This window comes from Photorhabdus sp. RM322S (genome assembly GCF_042879395.1).
Taxonomy (GTDB): Bacteria; Pseudomonadota; Gammaproteobacteria; order Enterobacterales; family Enterobacteriaceae; genus Photorhabdus; species Photorhabdus khanii.
The window spans coordinates 1-17,882 of sequence record NZ_JBHFKW010000060.1 but is presented as its reverse complement, the minus strand read 5'-3'; the positions used below and the strand labels follow the sequence as shown (position 1 = coordinate 17,882).

Below are 17,882 nucleotides of genomic sequence, written 5' to 3'. Positions count from 1 at the left end.
TGGGCACTCCGTTAAGCTGGTGATAGGATGAACGAATTGGCAGGTTTTTAGCAGGCAGCTCACCATGAAAGCCTATATCGTTAAAGTGGCTCTTCGCGGTGTCAGCCCTATGGTCTGACGCCGATTTCGGCTATCAGGCGAGACTTCTTTAGCGGCTTTTCACTATATCATTCAGATCGCGCAGGGATGGCAGGATGATCACCTGCATCAATTCCGTATTTATGGTAAAAATTACGGCATTTCCTATTCTGGCGGAATTGCGTTTTCTGATAACCCTTACAAAATCACGCTCGATGACTTTGAGTTTGATGCCGGAGATCGATTTACTTACGAATACAACTTTTTCGAGAACTGACTTCACGATATCCGTATTGAGACCATTCTTGACAATGCTAACCTGAAATTTCCCTTTTGTTTGGCCGGAAATAGAATGCCGGGGGCAACGTTAGCTGATGAATGTGAGAAAACACTGGCGTTACTGGAAGCCATCGTTAATGCCGATGAAACAGCAACGATCGGAGATATCCGTCCATTAATTGATGAACTTGATGCCATCAGATTTAACCGCAAAAAGGTTAACTGCCAATTGAGTCGGCTCAACCTTGATTCACCGGAACTGGAACCTATTGTGATAGGGCTGTAGCCGATAGGATGATCGGTATCCATAAAGGTATACCTTTTCATCCATGCTAAAAACGAGGAAATAATCCTCTATAAACCTCGGGAAAGTCAATTTTATAGAGTATTCTACAAATCTTTATCAGGTTTAAAGACTTTTGAGGGTGATATGCATTATGCCTACATTCGGGTCAGTTCGGTTGACCAGCATGTTGATCGCCAGAAAGAGGCACTGTCTGCGTCCGGTATTAAAATTGACAAAATCTATATCGAACAGGCCAGTGCGAAAAACATCAACCGGCCACAGTTTCAGGATATGCTTCAACAGGTCAGAACCGGCGACACGATAGTTGTTCACTCCCTCGATCGGTTATGCCGCATTAAGAGAGAAAGGTATCAAGTTAAAGCTGGCCTGCTATAACGTGGGATTAGGTGTTTCTACGTATTATAAATTGCGTCACCAGCTAAAAAACGGGGGTATACAGTAGCCATAACCCCGGGAGGACAGCATCATGCAATTCATAATCCAACTAGCGGTGGTCGATAAATCAGGCCATCATCATACGGAGAAACTATTCACGATAGAAAAACAGTCCGACGCCCCCAATGACCTTGGACTCTCCCTGTCTGAATCTAAATTACTTTTGAACACTATCCAGCAATCAGTGATCCAGAAACAGGCAGCTGAATATTTGGATGAACATCGTGCTTGTCCTTGCTGTCAACGAAATCGCCGGATAAAAGGCAAGCAAACCATCCAGTACCGAACCTTGTTTGGCATTATCCCGGTAGAGGGATTTCGGGTTTACCGGTGTGCGTGTGAGAAACATTCAGCCCAAACCGCTAGCTTGCTCAATCACTGGTGTGATTCGCATACTCACCCGGAACTCAGGTATATAGAAACCCGGTGGGCATCACTGATGTCTTATGGATTGACCGCCAATCTGCTCAAAGATATTCTGCCGGTGGGGGAACGCTGTAATGCCTCCACAGTCAGAAATCATCTCTGTCAGATCGCCCAAAGACAAGAGGCCGAATTAGACGGATTGCCGGATTTTCTCCCTGGCGATCCCAGAGAATGGGAAAAATTACCCAAACCGGGAAAACCGATGACGGTGGGTATTGATGGAGGCTACGTCAGAAACCGGGACGACAGAAAACACCATTTTGAAATCATCGTCGGAAAATCATTCGCGGCTAATGCTCCAACCAAACGCTTTGGTTTTGTGCAATGTCTTGAAAATCACCCCAGAAGAAAACTCATCGCCCAGTTATCTTCACAAGGTATGCAGGCGAATCAACAAATTACTTTCTTATCGGATGGTGCCGATAATCTCAGGGATCTGCAATTTAACTTGTACCCCGAATCGCAGCACGTACTGGATTGGTTTCATATCACGATGCGTCTGACAGTACTCAAACAATATGCCAGAGGGGTATCGAAAAACACCCCTGAACTCGGTGCAGAATTATTGGACGCTTTAACCAGTACAAAATGGTATCTCTGGCATGGCAATGTGATTAAGGCATTAGAACAGCTAGAGGATTGTGCTGAGATGTGTGATGAGGACATCTCGCATTATGATAATAAGAAATCCTTATCAAAACATATCGATGAAATGTACACCTACATTGAAAATAACAGCATGATGATCCCGAATTATGGTGAAATGTACCGCTATGGTGAACCCATTTCCTCTTCATTTGTTGAATCGACGATCAATGAAGTGATTGCCAAACGGATGGTGAAAAAGCAGCAGATGCAATGGAGCCAGCAAGGTGCGCATTACTTACTCCAGACCCGCACAGCCGTACTTAATGATGATTTGAAAACCCAATTTGAGCATTGGTATCCGGGCATAAAATTAGGTGACGAAACGGAGCATTCTTGGACAGAAAAGATTGCTGCATAAGTGCCCCACAGATTTTTATGGTCTCGCTGATATTTTTACTCTTACATTGCATGATGGTCTAATGTTGTCTATACGCAATAATATTGTTGATTTTTAATCATTAATTTAGTTATCAAACCAGTACATTGGAGTTAAATAAGTATACTATCTAACCCATGCTCTGTTAGAACAAATCCACAAGTAGGCGGCAACATGGCTAAAAACTTCATTTCGGAACAATACTCGGCCATGTGCCGCGACCTGACGAGCCTGTCTTCCCTTATCAAACGGCTCCCTCCCAGATACGCACAAGTTGCGGCCATCCCTCCTACCAGGAAGGGAATGGAAAACGAGCCCATCAACAAGATTGTCGTGATGGAACAAACAGGCAGGGACGCTCTTGAGCTCGCGGCGCACTGTTACAAGGACCTGCATATCAATCCGGACTATTCACAGAAATCCGCCAGGCGCACCGTGGGGGTACTCTGGTTCTCTCCTACCAGGGTCGGGGTAGCTGACGAGATTGCAGCAACGGTCGAGCGTATCAACGCGGCCAAAGCCGGTATCGAGGATTTCATCATATCGACGTACCCAACCCGGCAAGAACGGTTTGAAGCGCTTCGAGTTGACTACCCTGGCGTTATGACCCTCCACCTTTACAGGCAAATTCGGTGTTACGCCAATGGCGACATTGACTCCATCCGCTTCACCTGGCAACGGAAGGATTCTTTGAAGAAACCGGTGAAAGACGAGCTCCTGCAACGTATCAGGGAGGAATTAGAGCGGTCTGGGCCTGACTACCAACTTCCTCTTGAGCAGCTTATCCAGAAGATCGTCAGCACTCCAGAGCCTTACCTCAGAGAGCGCAGGGAAGTAAAGGTACAGCCGGTGGCGAACGTTATGGTCGCAGGTGTGCTTAAGACCGTTACCGCTCCCATGCCTTTGATCGTGCTCCAAGACAAGGATGTTCAGCTCAAAATGCTTCGCAGCTTTGACGCATCAGAGCAGCGTAAAACTCGCTCGGACAAAGCCGCATCGGAAATCCTCGGCACCTTCGGCGGTGTCACCATCGAATCCTTTCCTGGGTGAATGTGGCCATGTAACAAAGCTCTTCCTGCCACACGAGGGGCTTTGTTCTACCCAAGCAATATTTCAATCTACCGCATCATGATGTATTATTATGATAATTACCGTATTATCATAATAATTACAAATGGAAAGGAACGTCCTCATGGCTAGAAAATTGGTTGGGTACAACGATGTGGCCGCAGCGGCCCAAAAGCTCAAAGATGCCGGCAAGCGGCCAACAGTAATTGCTATCAGAGACCTCATTGCTAAGGGGAGCTTCACAACTATTTCGACGTATCTCAAGCAGTGGTCGGAGGAACATTCTCTCGATGAAGAGCTGGTCGAAGTAGTTCTGCCTGAATCGGTTATGAGTGACGCCGAGCTTTTCCTCCAGAAAATCTACAAGGTAGCCAAAGCAAGCGCTGATGAGAAGCTTGAGCGAGAACGTAAACTCCTGCGGCAGAAAGAACTTGAGTACCAGGAAGACATGCAGCAAGCCGTAGACATAGCGAATGATGCCACCGAAAGGGCTGAGCTTTTGGAAGAGCAGCTTGAGGATCTCACCAACAAAAAAACTGAGCTCGATGCAGCCCTTGGCAAAGCCGAGAACTCGTTATCTCTCAAATCTGCGGAGTTAGAACGCTCGCAGGCCGACATCGAGAAGCTGGAAAAGCGGACCTTGGATTTGGAAGGAAAGCTGGAAGCGAAAGCCACCGAGCTGACCCGAGCCCAGGATCACCTGGAACAAGCTGAAAGCGAAAATCGCTCTTTGAGCCAAAAATTGACAACTACAGAGGGTGAGTTAGAGGTGCAAAAAGGCAAAAGTATAGAGCAGACAGAAAAGCTCCGGGCCGCTCACGAGCAAAATACAGCGTTAAAAGAGCAACTCGAGAATACACAGGCCAAATTGGCCCAATCACTGGATTCCCTTGCGACAGCCAAAGCTAATGGCGAATCCTCTGAACGAGAGTGCCAGCGCCTATCTGGAGAGATCGAAAAGCTGGAAACCAAACTCTCCAGCGTCGAAGCGGAAGCTCGCGCTCTTGTTCAAGATAAAGGCATGATGGCTGGTCAATTGCAGGAAAGAGACCAGCAGGCCAAGAGTCTTGAACAGAGACTCAATGAGGCGCTGACCAAAATTTCAGGGTTAGAGCAAGAGCTTGTTAAGGCTGGTAAGGGAGGGAAAAAGAAAGAGGAAAACTGATGGCGCGAAAGGCTAAGTATTCAGAAGAGTGGCAAAGCAGAGCTGCGGCTCTTCAAGCCAAGATTGGGGAGGCTATGACATTAGCCACCTCGTCTATTGGCGACTATGGCTGGTTACACCAGCTGCATAGCTGGGTTATGGAGGTAGCTCAAAGTAATGCCCGGACTGGTGGACAGACCTGGATTGTGAAGTATCCCTCCCCCGAAAAGAAAAGCGGGTCAGTACGCTCCTCTCGACACAAAGGAAGCGCATCACACCCCAGATGTGCTTGCCTTAGGAGGCTCCATGAAGCAAATGCCTCCTGACACACCCGAACAATCACTGATCACTCAGTACAAAGGGCCTCGGCTTGTCGTTAAGGCCTACGCTGGTACGGGTAAAACCACCACGTTGGTGAAATACGCGCACAACAATCTTGACTCCCGCATTCTCTACTTGGCATACAACCGGGCCATCCGCGACGAGGCAAGAGAGAAGTTTCCTGCAAACGTGGACTGCAAAACATCTCACCAGCTCGCCTACGCCACTATCGGAAGAGGCTACCAGCACAAACTCACTGGTAATCTAAGGCTTACCGACATTGCCCAGGCGGTGAATACAAAGAACTGGACTTTTGCTAAAGACATTCTTGACACGCTCAACGCCTTCATGTGCAGCGCAGACATGCGGATTCTTTATACGCATTTTGCTCGCGCCGATACGGGTAAGGTGCTCACATCCAAACAGGAAAGATACCAAATCCAGGTGGTAGAAGGTACTGAGCTGATATGGAAAAGGATGACAAACGCCCAAGATCCGTTCCCTACAGTACACGACTGCTACCTCAAACAGTACCAGCTCGGGATGCCAAATCTGTCTCGCCGGTACACAACCATTCTTTTTGACGAAGCCCAAGACGCCAATCCCGTCACAAGCAGTATCGTCTTACAGCAGAACTGCAAGGTAATACTGGTTGGAGACCGCCACCAGCAGATCTACAGGTTCAGAGGTGCAAACAACGCTCTTGATAGTAAGGAGCTCATGAACGCCGACCAGCTCTATCTTACACACAGCTTCCGCTTTGGCCCCAACGTTTCTCTTGTGGCAAACGCCCTTCTTGAACTCAAGGGCGAAACCCGCCCCGTTGTTGGCCGGGGACCAGCAGACCAGGTGGTCATGTTTTTGCCTGGCGATGTAGGTCATCGAGCAATACTTCACCGAACCGTCATGGGTGTCATCGAGACGGCACTCTCTGCTACCGAAGCTGGAGCACAAGTCTTTTGGGTTGGTGGAATCGACGCCTACCAAATCAACGAACTCCAAGATTTGTACTGGTTCTCGATGGCCGAACCTGACCGGGTAAAAAATAAGAAGCTGCTTGATGAATACGAAGACTACTTTGAGTATCAGGAAATAGCTAAGGCGACCAAAGATCCTGAGATGATGAGGGCAGTAAAGATCATCAACAGCTACGGTGAAATCCCTGAGCGGCTCACCACTCTGCGACGCAATACAGTCAAAGAGGAGTTTGGAGCCGACATTACGGTTTCGACTGCCCATCGGTGCAAGGGGCTTGAATGGGACTTCGTTCAGCTCTATGACGACTTTCCAAGTGTCTTAGATCCTGAGCTCGACCCAATGGCTCGTGACGATGAAATAAACCTGCTCTACGTCGCCTCCACCAGGGCGATGCGAATCCTCGCTTTGAACAGCGCTGTAGAGATGGTTATCCGCTATATCACCCAAAAGCGCTTGGTCGAGAAGCAGATGAAGATGGCCGCCGAGGCCACAGAAGTCGAAGAGGACACGACCAAATAGTTTGGTCAATTCTTTCACATGTGAAAGTTGACAAATAAAACGCTCTAAGCGCCCATTTAGGGCTCTTACACCTGCCTAATTTCACGCCGCCCACCTCTACCATATCGAACATGGGAAAATACGTGCGTGAGACTATGAAAAAATCACCTTTGAATTTACTGCTCCTAGCAACACTCACGCTGGGGGCACCACACCAGGCTTGGGCTCAAGATAGCACAATGCCAGGTTTCTATGAGCGAAAAGAAGAGGGTTGGTTCTGGTACAAAGAAGAGCCAAAAGAACCGGAAAAGAAGCCCGAAAAATCTAAACCTAAGTCGGTGGCAGAAGCGAAGCCAAAAACGCCGAAGCCTGCCGCTCCGCAACCGAGCGGTCCAGAAATGTTCTCGTCGGAATGGTTCCGGAAAAACCTACCCAAGTACAAAGACCTGGCGTGGGATAACCCGACCGTTGAAAACGTCAGGACGTTCCTCTACTTGCAGCGATTTGCGATAGACCGTTCAGAGCAGTTTTCCGATGCAACGGAGCTGGCTGTTGTGGGCGATCCCTTCCTGGATGAAATCACCCGACGTCCTGCGGCCACGTTTGCTTCGCAACAGGTGGATCGAGACGCTGGCAACGCCAAAAACAAGCTGCTCAAAAGCGTAGCCGACCGCGTGGGGATATTCTTCTTCTACCAGTCAGACGACGACTACAGCGACTTGCAAGCTCCGATCATCAAAATACTGGAACAAGGAGAAGGCTTCTCGATTATTCCGGTTTCTATGGATGGTAAACCTCTCCCCCGCGGACTTTTCCCTCATTACAAGACCGATGAAGGCCATGCCAAACAACTTGGCATAGTGACTTTCCCCGCTGTTTACCTCGCCTCTCCAGATGGTCAGTTCGCACCGATAGGGCAAGGACCAATGTCACTTCCTGAGTTGAACCATCGGATTCTGGTAGCAGCAAAACGGAACGGCTGGGTGACTGACGAAGAGTTTAACCGCACCCGTCCGGTACTCAACCTCGAAAACAACATAGCCGAACGCTTGGATTCACCAGAACTGGGCTCTGACCTCAAGCAGTTATCACAAGCGAGCGGAGACAAAGACAACTTTGTGCCACCGGAACAACTTATGAAGTACATCCGGGACAAACTACAGGAGAATTAAGATGGTCACGCACAAGATAGTAAAAAGGAGCCTGCTTGCCCTGAGTGTGGCGGCCAGTCTTTTCATGGTTCCTACCGGGGCTATGGCAGGCAACGGTCTCCAGTCTCAGATGGACAAATTGTTCAATGAAATGAGCAACACAACACCGCCAGGCGTTTACGAAAGTCAACGTCGCGGTGTGTTGGCTGGTGGCCGATTCACGGCCAAAACACGAATCTTCGACGAAAATCTGGTTAGCTTTGCCCCTCCATCATGGAAAGCCGGTTGTGGTGGTGTCGATCTATTCGGTGGTTCACTTTCTTTTATTAACGCAGACCAGATTGTGCAGCTCCTTCGAGCTGTCGCAGCCAACGCCAAAGGCTATGCCTTCCAACTTGCACTGGATAACGTATTCCCGGACGGTGCTAAATGGATAGAAAATTTCCAGAAAAAAGTGCAGGCTCTGAACCAGCACCTAGGTAACTCCTGCCAGCTCGCTCAAGGGATTGTAAACGACTTGACCAGCGGCATGGACTTGAAGCACAAGACAGACGCTTCCATAACTGCCACAACATCAGGACTTTTTGAGGACTTTTTCGGTTCAAAGCAAGAAACCAGCGGCAAGAGTCCACTGGAAGAACTGAAAGCCAATAAGCCCGACGAATACAACAAGATGATTGGCAATATCGTCTGGAAACAACTCAAGAGCAATAATGCAAACACATGGTTCCAGTATGGGAACAACACCCTGCTCGAAGCCATCATGTCTCTAACTGGTACAGTAATTATTGGTGATCTGGTCAACGACCCGAACTCAACCGGTTCAGGCGCGAAAACTACACCACTGACAACTTTGCCGGGCAACAAGATTACCCTCTCAGACCTGATTTCAGGCGGTTCTGTTGAGATCTATTCCTGTGACGGTGACACGACCAATTGTTTGAGTGCTGGGACCAGCAACAAAACAGTCGTGCTCAAAGGAATCAAGAACCAGATCACGGATATGCTGCTAGGAACCAGCTCCACGCCGGGCGTTATCTATAAATACGCTACAAACTCTGGAACCCTGACGGACACAGAAAAAGCCTTTGTATCAAACCTCCCTGGAGGAATAGGTACCATCGTCCGTAACCTGTCTGTTCTTTCCCAAGATGGAGCCAATTTGTTTGTCACAGAATCATCCGGAGCTATTGCTTTGGCGATGATGTACAGCTTTTCAGAAGAGTTCTTCCGGGCTGCTCGCATTGCAATGGCGAACAGCAATTCGCCCTACAAAAAAGAGGCTCTGGAGTTGCTCGCACAATCGCAACAGCAAATCCGTGGCGAATACACAATTCTGTCCTCTCAATACGGCGACCTTGCAAGCCAGATTGAGAAATACAACAACTTACTGGACAACATCCGCAAGCAAAAATACATGCTTGCAACTTTGTCCAATCCTCCTAGCACGAACTAAGGAGCCATTGGAATGGGAGCTTTTTCAATTCACTCTATTGGCGATTCTGCATTTTTGGAGCAAATACTGATTGCAATATCAATGATAACCGGCACTGGAGACTTGGAGAAGATGGTCAGTATTGGCCTGCTTCTCGGGGTATTAATGATCTGTATTCAATCCCTCTTCCAGGGGGCCAAGCAAATAAACTTCCAACAAGTTCTTGTCGGTTGGATTCTGTACGCCTGCTTCTTCGGCTCTACCACAACTGTGACGATAGAAGACGCTTACACTGGGCAGGTTCGAGTCGTTGCCAATGTGCCTATTGGTGTTGGCTTCGCAGGTGGTGTCATATCCAATGTGGGATACACCATCACCAACCTGTTTGAAACAGGGTATGGTGTGATCGTTCCAAATGTCACGGAAAGCCATTTCTCCGAAACGTTGAAGTTGTTGAACGACGTAAGAAGACGTGCATACGACACGGGCGTGTTTACTGCGCTCAATGCGGCAAATGGTGGCGGCTATGTTGACGTAAGACGTTCTTGGAATAACTACATCCGTGAATGTACGTTAACAAAAGTAGATCTCAACCTGATGTCCCTTGATGAGCTGATGAACCGTTCCACGGATTCAGCTTTGCGGTTCAATTCACAGCTTTACGGAACCCGGTTATACCTATCCACCGCCAACCCTGATGGCGCAGACTTCACCTGCACAGACGGCTGGGTAGCTATTAGTTCTGCAACCGCAAACCTAAGTAGTCCTGTTGTTGTTGATGCGTTAAATAGCCTGCTAGGTATAAACACTGCAAACGGCGACAACGCTATCACGGAGATTAACGATTCGCTTCAAGCGATGGGAGCCACAACAACGTCATCAATCGAATACCTGAAAGCTGCCGTTCTTGAGCCTCTCTACTACGAAGCAGCAGCGGGTCGTTATCAGGACCTCCAGGACTACGGTTCTGCGTTGATGATCAACCAAGCTATTCAGCAGCGAAACACACAATGGGCCGCTGAGCAGTCTATGTTCATGACCGTCGTTCGCCCGATGCTGACTTTCTTTGAGGGGTTTATTTACGCAATCACTCCGATCATTGCCTTTATCATCGTGATGGGCAGTTTTGGGCTCCAATTGGCAGGGAAATACGTTCAGACCATCCTCTGGATTCAGCTCTGGATGCCGGTTCTCTCGATCATCAACCTCTTTGTCCACACCGCCGCGTCAAACGAGATGTCTAGCCTCAGCGCTTCCGGTCTCGATTCTATGTACGCTCTATCTTCGACCGGAGATGTGCTCCAAAACTGGATTGCAACAGGCGGGATGCTGGCAGCGGCCACACCAGTAATCTCCCTGTTCATAATTACAGGAAGTACATACGCCTTCACCAGCCTGGCATCAAGAATCAGTGGTTCTGATCATGTTGACGAGAAGATGCAAACACCAGACCTTCTCAAGCAAGGCCCGGTCATGCAGAGTCAGCCAGCATACAATAACAACCAGTTCAGTGGGGCGATTGCGAACGGTGCAGAAAGCATGATCAGTACATTTTCGCTTGGCTCCACCTTGGCCTCAGGCGTGAGTTCTGCACAGGCGTTACAAAGTCAAAAATCCGAGGCATTCCAAAGCACTTTGGGGCGTGGTTTTTCTGATGGAGTAAGCCAAGATCAGGCTTACTCAAGACTGTCTAATGTCGGACGTAATGTTTCGTCGCAGAATACTGCCCAAAGCCAATTAATCAACCAGCAAGCCAAAAACTTCATGGATAAGTTCCAGGTGGACGACAGTCATTCTGATGCTGTCAAGGGTGCTTTTGCCATGCAGGCTATGGGTACTCTAGATGTTGATGAAGCGGCATCCATGCTTATGCCTATGATGGGCAAGGCACGAGCAGCAATGAAGGCCACTGCTGGAGTTAAATCGAGTAGCACTGCTCTTGTTCCTGCTGGTAGTGAGTCTGGTGGCGGCGGTGGCGGTAGCGATGTCCTGGACATCAAAGCTCAGGCCAAAGGTGCAACAGAGTCCTCTTCCCAAGACTCTTCAAGCTGGTCCTCAAGCGATGTGTCCCAGTTCATGAAAGGTGTTAGCTACTCGCAAACCGATAGCCAGGCGTTAACCAATCAATTGGCCCAGGGGTTTAGTCGTTCTGGAAGCGAGTCATTCAAACAAACATGGGGAGATAGCCTATCCAAGAACTTGTCCAAGTCGGCTTCTGAGCTGGTATCAGCATCAGACACCTTCACGACAATGAGCCAGCTCCAGAACCAAATGGGTTCGATGACCAACACCGATTTTAAGACTCTCGGTGGTGCCGTGGCGCAAACTCCTGCGGCCATGAATCAGCTTAACGACTACTTCCGTAATGCCGCACCACAGTCCGTCAAGGACGAAGCTGCTTCACTACAGCAGAGATACCAGGCATACGGCATGTCGCCTCAAGTGGCCCAGGCAGCAGCGCGAATGACAGCAATGACCAATTCCAAAAACTACGAACCGGGTAAGGAGCTCGGCGGGTATCAAGCCGCACTACAGGCGATCAATACCGCATCCGGTCGCAATAGAGCATTCAATGGTGATGCCTATGGAAATCAAGGCATTGAAGGCCCTAACGTTTCCGGGCTTCCTAGTCAGGTTCAAGGCGCTGTTAGCGGTGGCCCCAACATACCAACTGGATTCCGCCAGAATGTGGCTGGGATGGCTGGGATCGATCCTGCGTCAGAGGCGGGTCAGTTGCCAACCAATAGTCCCCTCGTCCAAAGTGACAATTCAGCCGGTACAGCAGCCCTTTACAACAAAGCCCAGCAAACAGAACGAGATGTATCAGCTCCTGAGCTGAAAAAGGCTCAGGACAATCTGATGAACTCTCTTCCGGAAATGTCCTGGAGCTCTTCTGCATGGGGAGCATGGGATAACTCTACTGACTGGATGAGCCGTAGAGCTGAACAAGCTGGTAGAGCCCTCATCGCTGGCGGTCAAGCTGGCGCTGATGCCTTCTCAAAAGCGATGGACCAAATGCGAACGATGACGCCGGAGCAACGTGACCAGTTCATCGCAGCCACTCAACGCGGAGATCAGGCAGTTAAAGAAGAGTTTGGCTGGGCCGGTGACGCTATGGTTGGAATGGCTAAACTTGGCCGTAACGTTATGGGAGCCGCGGCAAGCGGCTATGATGCAGCTAAAAAATGGCTAACAGGGAAATCTGACCTTTCGGAAGCGGCCAAAAGGATGAGCATAGAAGAACGAGGCGCGTTCTATGCGGCAGCTCTTGCCTCAGCATTAGAAGCTGGTGGTGGAGCAGCGCAGCAGTTTATGAACCAGTACGGTGATGAGTTCAAAGAAACAATGCAGTCGATTGCTCAAAGCCGTTATGGTCTGACCCAAGCGCAAGCTGCCGTTTATGCAGAATCCTTTGATACAAACGAGGGTCGAATGAGCCAAGCTGTTCAGAATCTGAAAATGGAGTATGCAGAGCGTAAGCCAGATGGCTCACCGATGATGCAAGGAGGTCAGCCAGTTCTTTCTAAGCAGAACGATGAATTTACAGACAAGCTGGTAAACATATTGCAGAACTCGACGGATGCGGGAGATCGATCAGGAAGCTATTTGACCGCTATCAGGGGCTACAACATAGCAAATCAGCGGTTTTAAAATCTAACCAAATAATAAGGGGGCTAATTAGCCCCCTTATTCGTCTCCAGTACCAATATGGTAATGCTGGTCAAAGTCATAGGAGTCTTGAAATCCACCAGCATGTTTCTTTCTACGCCGAGCAGGTGAAGCCTCTTTATAGGCTAACCGAGCAGAGCGAATGAACCATGTCAGCCCAAACAGAGCTCCGACCATCAAAGCAACTTGCCACTGGAAGTAAGCGACCCCTCCCCAAAAGACAACAGCAGCCCAAAGGCTTCTGTGAATAAGAAACATGAAGCGAGTACCCCAAACAGCGAAAGGAGCCAGTGCCACACCAAGCCCCCAAGGCGTATCAGCCATCATGGCTATCCCCAGAAGTACCATTCCTAACAGCAGAATATTGACCACATGTTTCATACCAACCCCCTTACTCTTTGCCTCCAGTTTACCACAGCATCAAAAAATGCAACTGTGAAAATTTGACTGTTTTTTTGCTAAATAAGCATTCCATTGGCAATTTTTATGATTAGAATTTGTCCTGAAACTTTCACATGTGAAAGTTATACCTTACGGAACAAGGCATTTGTTGACAAAGCATTACATAGTTGAACATGTCAAACAAATCGCATACACTATGGATAGGCCATTGTTAACGCTTTGGTCCCCATCTGCAATACCGCAGAGTTCTCTTTCCCAAATATATCATTTTGTAAACACCATCATTTTCGTGTGGTCGGGGCGCATCTTTGCTTACCCTGCCCTCCTCAGCTCCTGCTGTATTCGCAATTTCAGCCCTCGCTGTATCCTTAAAATCACTTATACATAAACGCTATTAAATATCCAAAAATACCGCACTTCCTGTGCGCTATTTCCGCCATTCCTTTGGCGCACTCTCTAAGTATTATCGCAAAAATATTCATATCCAATTGATTAATAACAGCATTGTAACCCTGTTCCATCAATAAAAAGTTAAGTATATGTTTTTAAATGTTTTTATCATTGACTGCATCATTTTATGGGCTTATAAAGGGCGAAAAACATGTCAGTTTGTGACAATAGAAGAACTCTAAAAGCGTTCATTGATTAACGCACTTTTTTATATTTTTACAACGCAGTTTAATGGATGATAATAATGGATAAATGCCAAGTAATAGACATCCCAATCGACCCAGAGAAAAAACGCGAGTGGATCAAGTACAAACTCAAGATCCAGGGACTTTCTCTGGCCGCATTGGGCAGAAAACACAAAACATCTCGGCAGGTAGTGTCTACAGCGCTCTACAAACCCAGTCCACGCTGGGAGCATAAGATAGCGACAGCTTTGGGCATGAAGCCGTCTGAGATTTGGCCGGAGCGGTATGACGAAGAACACGAAATACCACTCAGACATAAGGAGGCAAGCTGATGAAGAGCAAAGCCAAAGCATTAGTTCTGTCTGCGGCGCTCCTGTCATCAACAGCGAATGCTATTGACCTGAGTGGGACGATCTTCAACAAGGCGGCGAAAGCACATAACCTCGACCCTCTTCTGGTATATTCGGTCGCATTGGCCGAATCCGCCTCCGGACGAGGTAATGGCTCTATAAGTCCTTGGCCTTGGACGCTTCGCGTTCCTGGGATTCCTTTCTATGCCAAGTCGGAAGATCAGGCGAAGGCAAAGCTCGCTGAATTTCAGCAGCAGTATGGACGAGCCATTGATGTTGGGTTTATGCAGGTGAACATCCGTTGGAATGGTCACAGGGTTTCCTCCCCAGTTGATCTTCTCGACCCAGAGACCAACGTCATGGTTGGGGCAGAAGTGCTATCAGAAGCCATTCAGTCATCTCCAAATGATTTGGAGCTTGGCATCGGCCGCTATCACGCATGGGAAGACGAAATCCGTGCCAGAAACTACGGTAGCCGAGTCTTGGCTATCTATCGCAACCTTCGTGATTTGTGAGGGGAGCGGTATGTTGGAACTGGATATTATTGGGGTGTGGGATGCTAGAGCTGTCAGCCTAGATCAAGAAGAAGCAGACAGAAACGTCTACGAGTTCGATCTGACGCTGTGGAACCTGCTATGTACTCTGGCAAAAGAACGTCCAGAGGACGCCGCCGCGCAATTTTCTTTGGGCATGAACACGGTACAAAAGTTGTCACTGGCGACATCTTCTCAATTGGAAGCCCTAGCCTCTGGCGTCTTGATTTCCTTCAAGCTCGAAACAGCAGAACAGAACATCATTACGCGACTCTCTGGCGACTACGATCCGGTTGTTTTTATCAACTACAGCGTTGATGAGTTTGATGCTGCCTACTGGTTGTTATTTAATCGCGTAGCTTCGAGAGACCCGGAGGTGGCTAAAGAAGTGTTCGGTGTATCGAGAGAACTTGCGGAACTGGTTGCTAAGGCAACAGATAGTCAGTTGCGCCATATGTCTGGAACAACGGTAACGCATTTCACGCTTCGTTTTGCTCCTAGCATAATTGAAGAAATTCTTGATGACAGCCGGGATGAGGTAACACACCCGGTATTGAAAAAACTGCAACAATCTCTACAGGGACGTGGGAAGTGGCGATGAACATTGGCAACTCTGGTACATTGGGTCGCTGGGTCACAGCCAGACACATGGCCCTCGCAGGATACATCACAAAAATCATCATGATCGAGACTGGCCTTACCTACAAGCAGGTCAGACGGCTTTACCAAGATCTGGAGAGAGATGGATACACCCTGGAACGAAAATCTAGGACATTCCGAGGTGGCGCGACACTTATCCATAGCCACACGTCCAAGATGCAGGCATCTCTTTTGATGCAGCTCTACTTCAACATTGGTGGGGAAGCCGTGTTGCGGTCAGTGAAAATCAAAGCCTTAAACAAGGCGTTCAGGATGTATCACGCAATCCGCAAAGAAGTGTCAGGCATGAAAGGAGCGCGATGGGCTCCGTTTGATATTACAGACGCCTGGTGCCTCGCTTCTGAGTTACGAAGTGGGGACGCAATGCTGGAGGAGTGCGATAATTGCAAATGCACGTACTTCACCTCTGTTAATCAAAGAACCTGCGTTGAATGTCCGTTCTGCAAGGAACAAGGAAAGCATGGTGGTGGGGAGAAAGAGTGTGCTTGAGTAGACTATGACATTTTCGGCCAGAAGATGAGCGCCGCAAAGTTGAGGCGCTCATTTTTTACTTTTTCTGTGGAATACGGTAGCGCTCCAGCTCGACAGCCCCCAAACCCTTAAAAGCATCTGGGCGACGTCCTTGACCACTCCAAGAAACCCCGTCTTTTAAATATTTAGTATTGTCAGGCTCTGATTTGCTTGTGAACATCTCGTTGAGGAGGTTGATGTCCACGCCGCAGGATTTCATGTCGCTCATTATCCGCGCGGCCTGAGCTCGCTTTTCTCTTTCTTCTTCTTCTCGCTTTTTGTACTCTTCCTCCAGTTCATTGAGAACGCCTTTCATCCTGTCAATGATCTCCCGCACCTCATCCAACGGAAGCCCACGTAAGAGGGTTCGTATGCGGCTCTTTCGCTTTAACTCTGCGATTATTAACTCTCTACGCTCAGCCGCTGTTAGCACAGAGAATTCCTTGTGGTCTTTCATGTTATACGGAGCCCATCAGTTTTCCTTTAAGTGAATCACGCTTGGAGTCCAGTTTTGCGTCATCCTGCAACGGCTCAGGTTGAGGCTGTGCAGTTTGGCGCTCTGAACTCGGTTGCTCAAAAAACCCAATGTTGCCAGAAAATCGAAGAGAATAAAGACCCAATAGAGCAAGGGCGCGCAGCCGATCACTACGCGCCTTGTGCTGCATCTGGGACAGTTCACGATAGAGCTCCGGAAAAGCTTGCTCCGAAATATTCAGATTAGATATTTTTCCATCCCATTTGCTACCAGCCACTATGACCTCCTACCTATCAGCCGCAGAACCAGAAGCCCCTGGCATTGGATGCCACGGATTCGTTGGGCAGCACGATCCTGCTCTTAGGGAAAAGTTCCTTGGCCGCATCTTGGTATGCTTCGGCACCTCCACCAGCCAGCAGAACGGCGTCAGCATCCATCCCATCCTCACGCATTGACTTACGCATAGGGACCAATGCGTTTTGAGCCACTTTGGTTGAGGCTTTCTTGAAGTAGTCTTTGATCGATACCTTTTCACCGTAGAGAAAAATTTCGGTCTTACCGGCGCGAATGGCTTTCTCTATCTTTTCAATGCCAGGTGCACCACCGTGGTCTTCTTGAATGAGCCGGTTCGTTTCCTGTAACAACACCGACATAGCCTTGAGGCTGGTGCCTGATGAGTGATAACGGACTTCTCCCTCTTCAAGGGCCACCCAGTCCACAGAGAAAAATCCTGGATCGATGACAACGGTTTTCCCTCCCTGGATGATTTCCAGGAGGTCTTCATCTTTTGTTGAGCTGACAACATCCATGTAAGCCCCGGCAGGTTGAGGCACAACCATGACAGACTTAACCGCAACTGATCGTTTTGGTGTGATTTGGTGCTCTCCCTCAAGTCGAGCCTTCAATGCCTCTCTGCGTTCGACCTCCATGTACTGATTTACCGGAAGGCCCGTCACCAACACATCTATTTCCTTCTGTTCTGACAACAGGAGCGCGGCGTAAAAAAGAGCCTTATACGGATTCGTCGAAGGGTAGTCACCGTGAAGCTCACGTTCCCACCCCTGGAGGCGGTCAGGCTCAACGCCAGCAACCCACTTCTCCCCGTCTATCACAACCTGAATACTGGTCCCGGCACCACCAGTTAACTGCTGTGGCATCAGTTCCAGCGGGCCAGCGCCCACAGGCATAACAACAGTACGAGCTTCCTCACCTTTGTGACCCATTGCCATTTTCAGGTTGGAGTAGCCAATGTCCAAACCCAGAACAAACTGATTCATGAAATCCTCCAAAGATTACTTTTTGATTGCTTTTCGATTGTTTTCCTCGTGTTGGATAGAGAATAAAGCCAACAACACCGACAAACCCCCTCTGTAGTTGCCCAAAAGGGGCGTTTAGATTGTTTTTCGATGTTTTTTTGATTGGCAATAGAGGTAATCCTATGGGAACGCTGCACGGATGGGTTCAGAGCAACAGAAACAGTCTTTTTCTGGTTGCTTTTGGAATT

17 protein-coding genes and 1 pseudogene are annotated in these 17,882 nt (G+C 48.6%); 14 read left to right on the top strand and 4 right to left on the bottom strand.

Features of this window, described 5'->3' with window-relative positions; all coding sequences use genetic code 11:
• Nucleotides 1-130: 130 nt before the first annotated feature.
• From ACGF63_RS21335 to ACGF63_RS21290, 10 genes and pseudogenes are all read left to right on the top strand, one after another.
• Nucleotides 131-355 (top strand): annotated as a pseudogene (locus ACGF63_RS21335) (plasmid pRiA4b ORF-3 family protein); the annotation flags it as partial.
• Nucleotides 356-430: 75 nt separating this feature from the next.
• Entirely contained in the window at nucleotides 431-643 is a 213-nt protein-coding gene (locus ACGF63_RS21330) for a hypothetical protein (RefSeq protein ID WP_387633056.1), read from the top strand.
• Between the two features lie 144 nt (nucleotides 644-787).
• Nucleotides 788-1,039, top strand: a complete 252-nt coding sequence (locus ACGF63_RS21325) for a recombinase family protein (RefSeq protein ID WP_244922769.1) — start codon at nucleotides 788-790, stop codon at nucleotides 1,037-1,039.
• Between the two features lie 91 nt (nucleotides 1,040-1,130).
• Nucleotides 1,131-2,531: an ISKra4 family transposase gene (locus ACGF63_RS21320; protein WP_387633055.1), complete on the top strand. Its 1,401-nt coding sequence runs from the start codon at nucleotides 1,131-1,133 to the stop codon at nucleotides 2,529-2,531.
• A 192-nt stretch (nucleotides 2,532-2,723) separates the two neighbouring features.
• Nucleotides 2,724-3,599 (top strand): DNA replication terminus site-binding protein, encoded by an 876-nt coding sequence (locus ACGF63_RS21315; protein ID WP_387633053.1) that lies wholly within the window; start codon nucleotides 2,724-2,726, stop codon nucleotides 3,597-3,599.
• Nucleotides 3,600-3,741: 142 nt separating this feature from the next.
• The gene (locus ACGF63_RS21310; RefSeq protein WP_387633052.1) at nucleotides 3,742-4,782 is read left to right on the top strand and encodes a DNA-binding protein; all 1,041 of its coding nucleotides are present in this window, start codon (nucleotides 3,742-3,744) and stop codon (nucleotides 4,780-4,782) included.
• Between the two features lie 285 nt (nucleotides 4,783-5,067).
• Entirely contained in the window at nucleotides 5,068-6,579 is a 1,512-nt protein-coding gene (locus ACGF63_RS21305) for a UvrD-helicase domain-containing protein (RefSeq protein WP_387633051.1), read from the top strand.
• Nucleotides 6,580-6,713: 134 nt separating this feature from the next.
• Nucleotides 6,714-7,730, top strand: a complete 1,017-nt coding sequence (gene traF / locus ACGF63_RS21300; protein WP_387633049.1) for a conjugal transfer protein TraF — start codon at nucleotides 6,714-6,716, stop codon at nucleotides 7,728-7,730.
• A gap of 1 nt (nucleotide 7,731) precedes the next feature.
• Entirely contained in the window at nucleotides 7,732-9,165 is a 1,434-nt protein-coding gene (locus tag ACGF63_RS21295; protein ID WP_387633048.1) for a conjugal transfer protein TraH, read from the top strand.
• 12 nt (nucleotides 9,166-9,177) lie between these two features.
• Complete coding sequence (locus ACGF63_RS21290) at nucleotides 9,178-12,795, top strand: conjugal transfer protein TraG N-terminal domain-containing protein (protein WP_387633047.1); 3,618 nt, start codon at nucleotides 9,178-9,180, stop codon at nucleotides 12,793-12,795.
• Between the two features lie 36 nt (nucleotides 12,796-12,831).
• On the opposite strand, the gene ACGF63_RS21285 is transcribed toward ACGF63_RS21290, so the two are convergent.
• Nucleotides 12,832-13,194, bottom strand: a complete 363-nt coding sequence (locus ACGF63_RS21285) for a permease (RefSeq protein WP_387633046.1) — start codon at nucleotides 13,192-13,194, stop codon at nucleotides 12,832-12,834.
• A 706-nt stretch (nucleotides 13,195-13,900) separates the two neighbouring features.
• On the opposite strand from ACGF63_RS21285, the gene ACGF63_RS21280 reads away from it, so the two are divergent.
• The 4 genes from ACGF63_RS21280 to ACGF63_RS21265 are packed head-to-tail and all read left to right on the top strand — an operon-like array spanning nucleotide 13,901 to nucleotide 15,882.
• Entirely contained in the window at nucleotides 13,901-14,182 is a 282-nt protein-coding gene (locus tag ACGF63_RS21280; RefSeq protein ID WP_387633044.1) for a transcriptional regulator, read from the top strand.
• Nucleotides 14,182-14,715, top strand: a complete 534-nt coding sequence (locus tag ACGF63_RS21275) for a transglycosylase SLT domain-containing protein (protein WP_387633042.1) — start codon at nucleotides 14,182-14,184, stop codon at nucleotides 14,713-14,715. Before ACGF63_RS21280 ends, ACGF63_RS21275 begins: the two co-directional genes overlap by 1 nt.
• Before the next feature lie 10 nt (nucleotides 14,716-14,725).
• A complete protein-coding gene (locus tag ACGF63_RS21270) occupies nucleotides 14,726-15,334 on the top strand; it encodes a transcriptional regulator (protein WP_387633040.1) in 609 nt (202 codons plus the stop codon).
• Complete coding sequence (locus ACGF63_RS21265; RefSeq protein ID WP_387633057.1) at nucleotides 15,331-15,882, top strand: FlhC family transcriptional regulator; 552 nt, start codon at nucleotides 15,331-15,333, stop codon at nucleotides 15,880-15,882. Before ACGF63_RS21270 ends, ACGF63_RS21265 begins: the two co-directional genes overlap by 4 nt.
• A 58-nt stretch (nucleotides 15,883-15,940) precedes the next feature.
• Here the strand turns inward: ACGF63_RS21265 and ACGF63_RS21260 are convergent, their stop codons facing one another.
• Genes ACGF63_RS21260 through ACGF63_RS21250 form a run of 3 tightly spaced genes read right to left on the bottom strand, consistent with a single transcriptional unit; the run spans nucleotide 15,941 to nucleotide 17,655 of the window.
• Entirely contained in the window at nucleotides 15,941-16,360 is a 420-nt protein-coding gene (locus ACGF63_RS21260; RefSeq protein ID WP_387633038.1) for a DNA-binding protein, read from the bottom strand.
• A 1-nt stretch (nucleotide 16,361) separates the two neighbouring features.
• Complete coding sequence (locus tag ACGF63_RS21255) at nucleotides 16,362-16,655, bottom strand: hypothetical protein (RefSeq protein WP_387633037.1); 294 nt, start codon at nucleotides 16,653-16,655, stop codon at nucleotides 16,362-16,364.
• Nucleotides 16,656-16,671: 16 nt separating this feature from the next.
• Nucleotides 16,672-17,655, bottom strand: coding sequence for a plasmid stability protein StbA (locus ACGF63_RS21250; protein WP_387633035.1), 984 nt, complete (start codon nucleotides 17,653-17,655; stop codon nucleotides 16,672-16,674).
• Nucleotides 17,656-17,882: the final 227 nt, after the last annotated feature.

Excerpts from the sequence above, each read along its gene's own strand:
- ACGF63_RS21330 (WP_387633056.1), top strand. The coding sequence starts at position 431 with ATGCCGGGGGCAACGTTAGCTGATGAATGTGAGAAAACACTGGCGTTA.
- ACGF63_RS21325 (WP_244922769.1), top strand. The coding sequence starts at position 788 with ATGCATTATGCCTACATTCGGGTCAGTTCGGTTGACCAGCATGTTGAT.
- ACGF63_RS21320 (WP_387633055.1), top strand. The coding sequence starts at position 1,131 with ATGCAATTCATAATCCAACTAGCGGTGGTCGATAAATCAGGCCATCAT.
- ACGF63_RS21315 (WP_387633053.1), top strand. The coding sequence starts at position 2,724 with ATGGCTAAAAACTTCATTTCGGAACAATACTCGGCCATGTGCCGCGAC.
- ACGF63_RS21310 (WP_387633052.1), top strand. The coding sequence starts at position 3,742 with ATGGCTAGAAAATTGGTTGGGTACAACGATGTGGCCGCAGCGGCCCAA.
- ACGF63_RS21305 (WP_387633051.1), top strand. The coding sequence starts at position 5,068 with ATGAAGCAAATGCCTCCTGACACACCCGAACAATCACTGATCACTCAG.
- traF (WP_387633049.1), top strand. The coding sequence starts at position 6,714 with ATGAAAAAATCACCTTTGAATTTACTGCTCCTAGCAACACTCACGCTG.
- ACGF63_RS21295 (WP_387633048.1), top strand. The coding sequence starts at position 7,732 with ATGGTCACGCACAAGATAGTAAAAAGGAGCCTGCTTGCCCTGAGTGTG.
- ACGF63_RS21290 (WP_387633047.1), top strand. The coding sequence starts at position 9,178 with ATGGGAGCTTTTTCAATTCACTCTATTGGCGATTCTGCATTTTTGGAG.
- ACGF63_RS21285 (WP_387633046.1), bottom strand. The coding sequence starts at position 13,194 with ATGAAACATGTGGTCAATATTCTGCTGTTAGGAATGGTACTTCTGGGG.
- ACGF63_RS21280 (WP_387633044.1), top strand. The coding sequence starts at position 13,901 with ATGATAATAATGGATAAATGCCAAGTAATAGACATCCCAATCGACCCA.
- ACGF63_RS21275 (WP_387633042.1), top strand. The coding sequence starts at position 14,182 with ATGAAGAGCAAAGCCAAAGCATTAGTTCTGTCTGCGGCGCTCCTGTCA.
- ACGF63_RS21270 (WP_387633040.1), top strand. The coding sequence starts at position 14,726 with ATGTTGGAACTGGATATTATTGGGGTGTGGGATGCTAGAGCTGTCAGC.
- ACGF63_RS21265 (WP_387633057.1), top strand. The coding sequence starts at position 15,331 with ATGAACATTGGCAACTCTGGTACATTGGGTCGCTGGGTCACAGCCAGA.
- ACGF63_RS21260 (WP_387633038.1), bottom strand. The coding sequence starts at position 16,360 with ATGAAAGACCACAAGGAATTCTCTGTGCTAACAGCGGCTGAGCGTAGA.
- ACGF63_RS21250 (WP_387633035.1), bottom strand. The coding sequence starts at position 17,655 with ATGAATCAGTTTGTTCTGGGTTTGGACATTGGCTACTCCAACCTGAAA.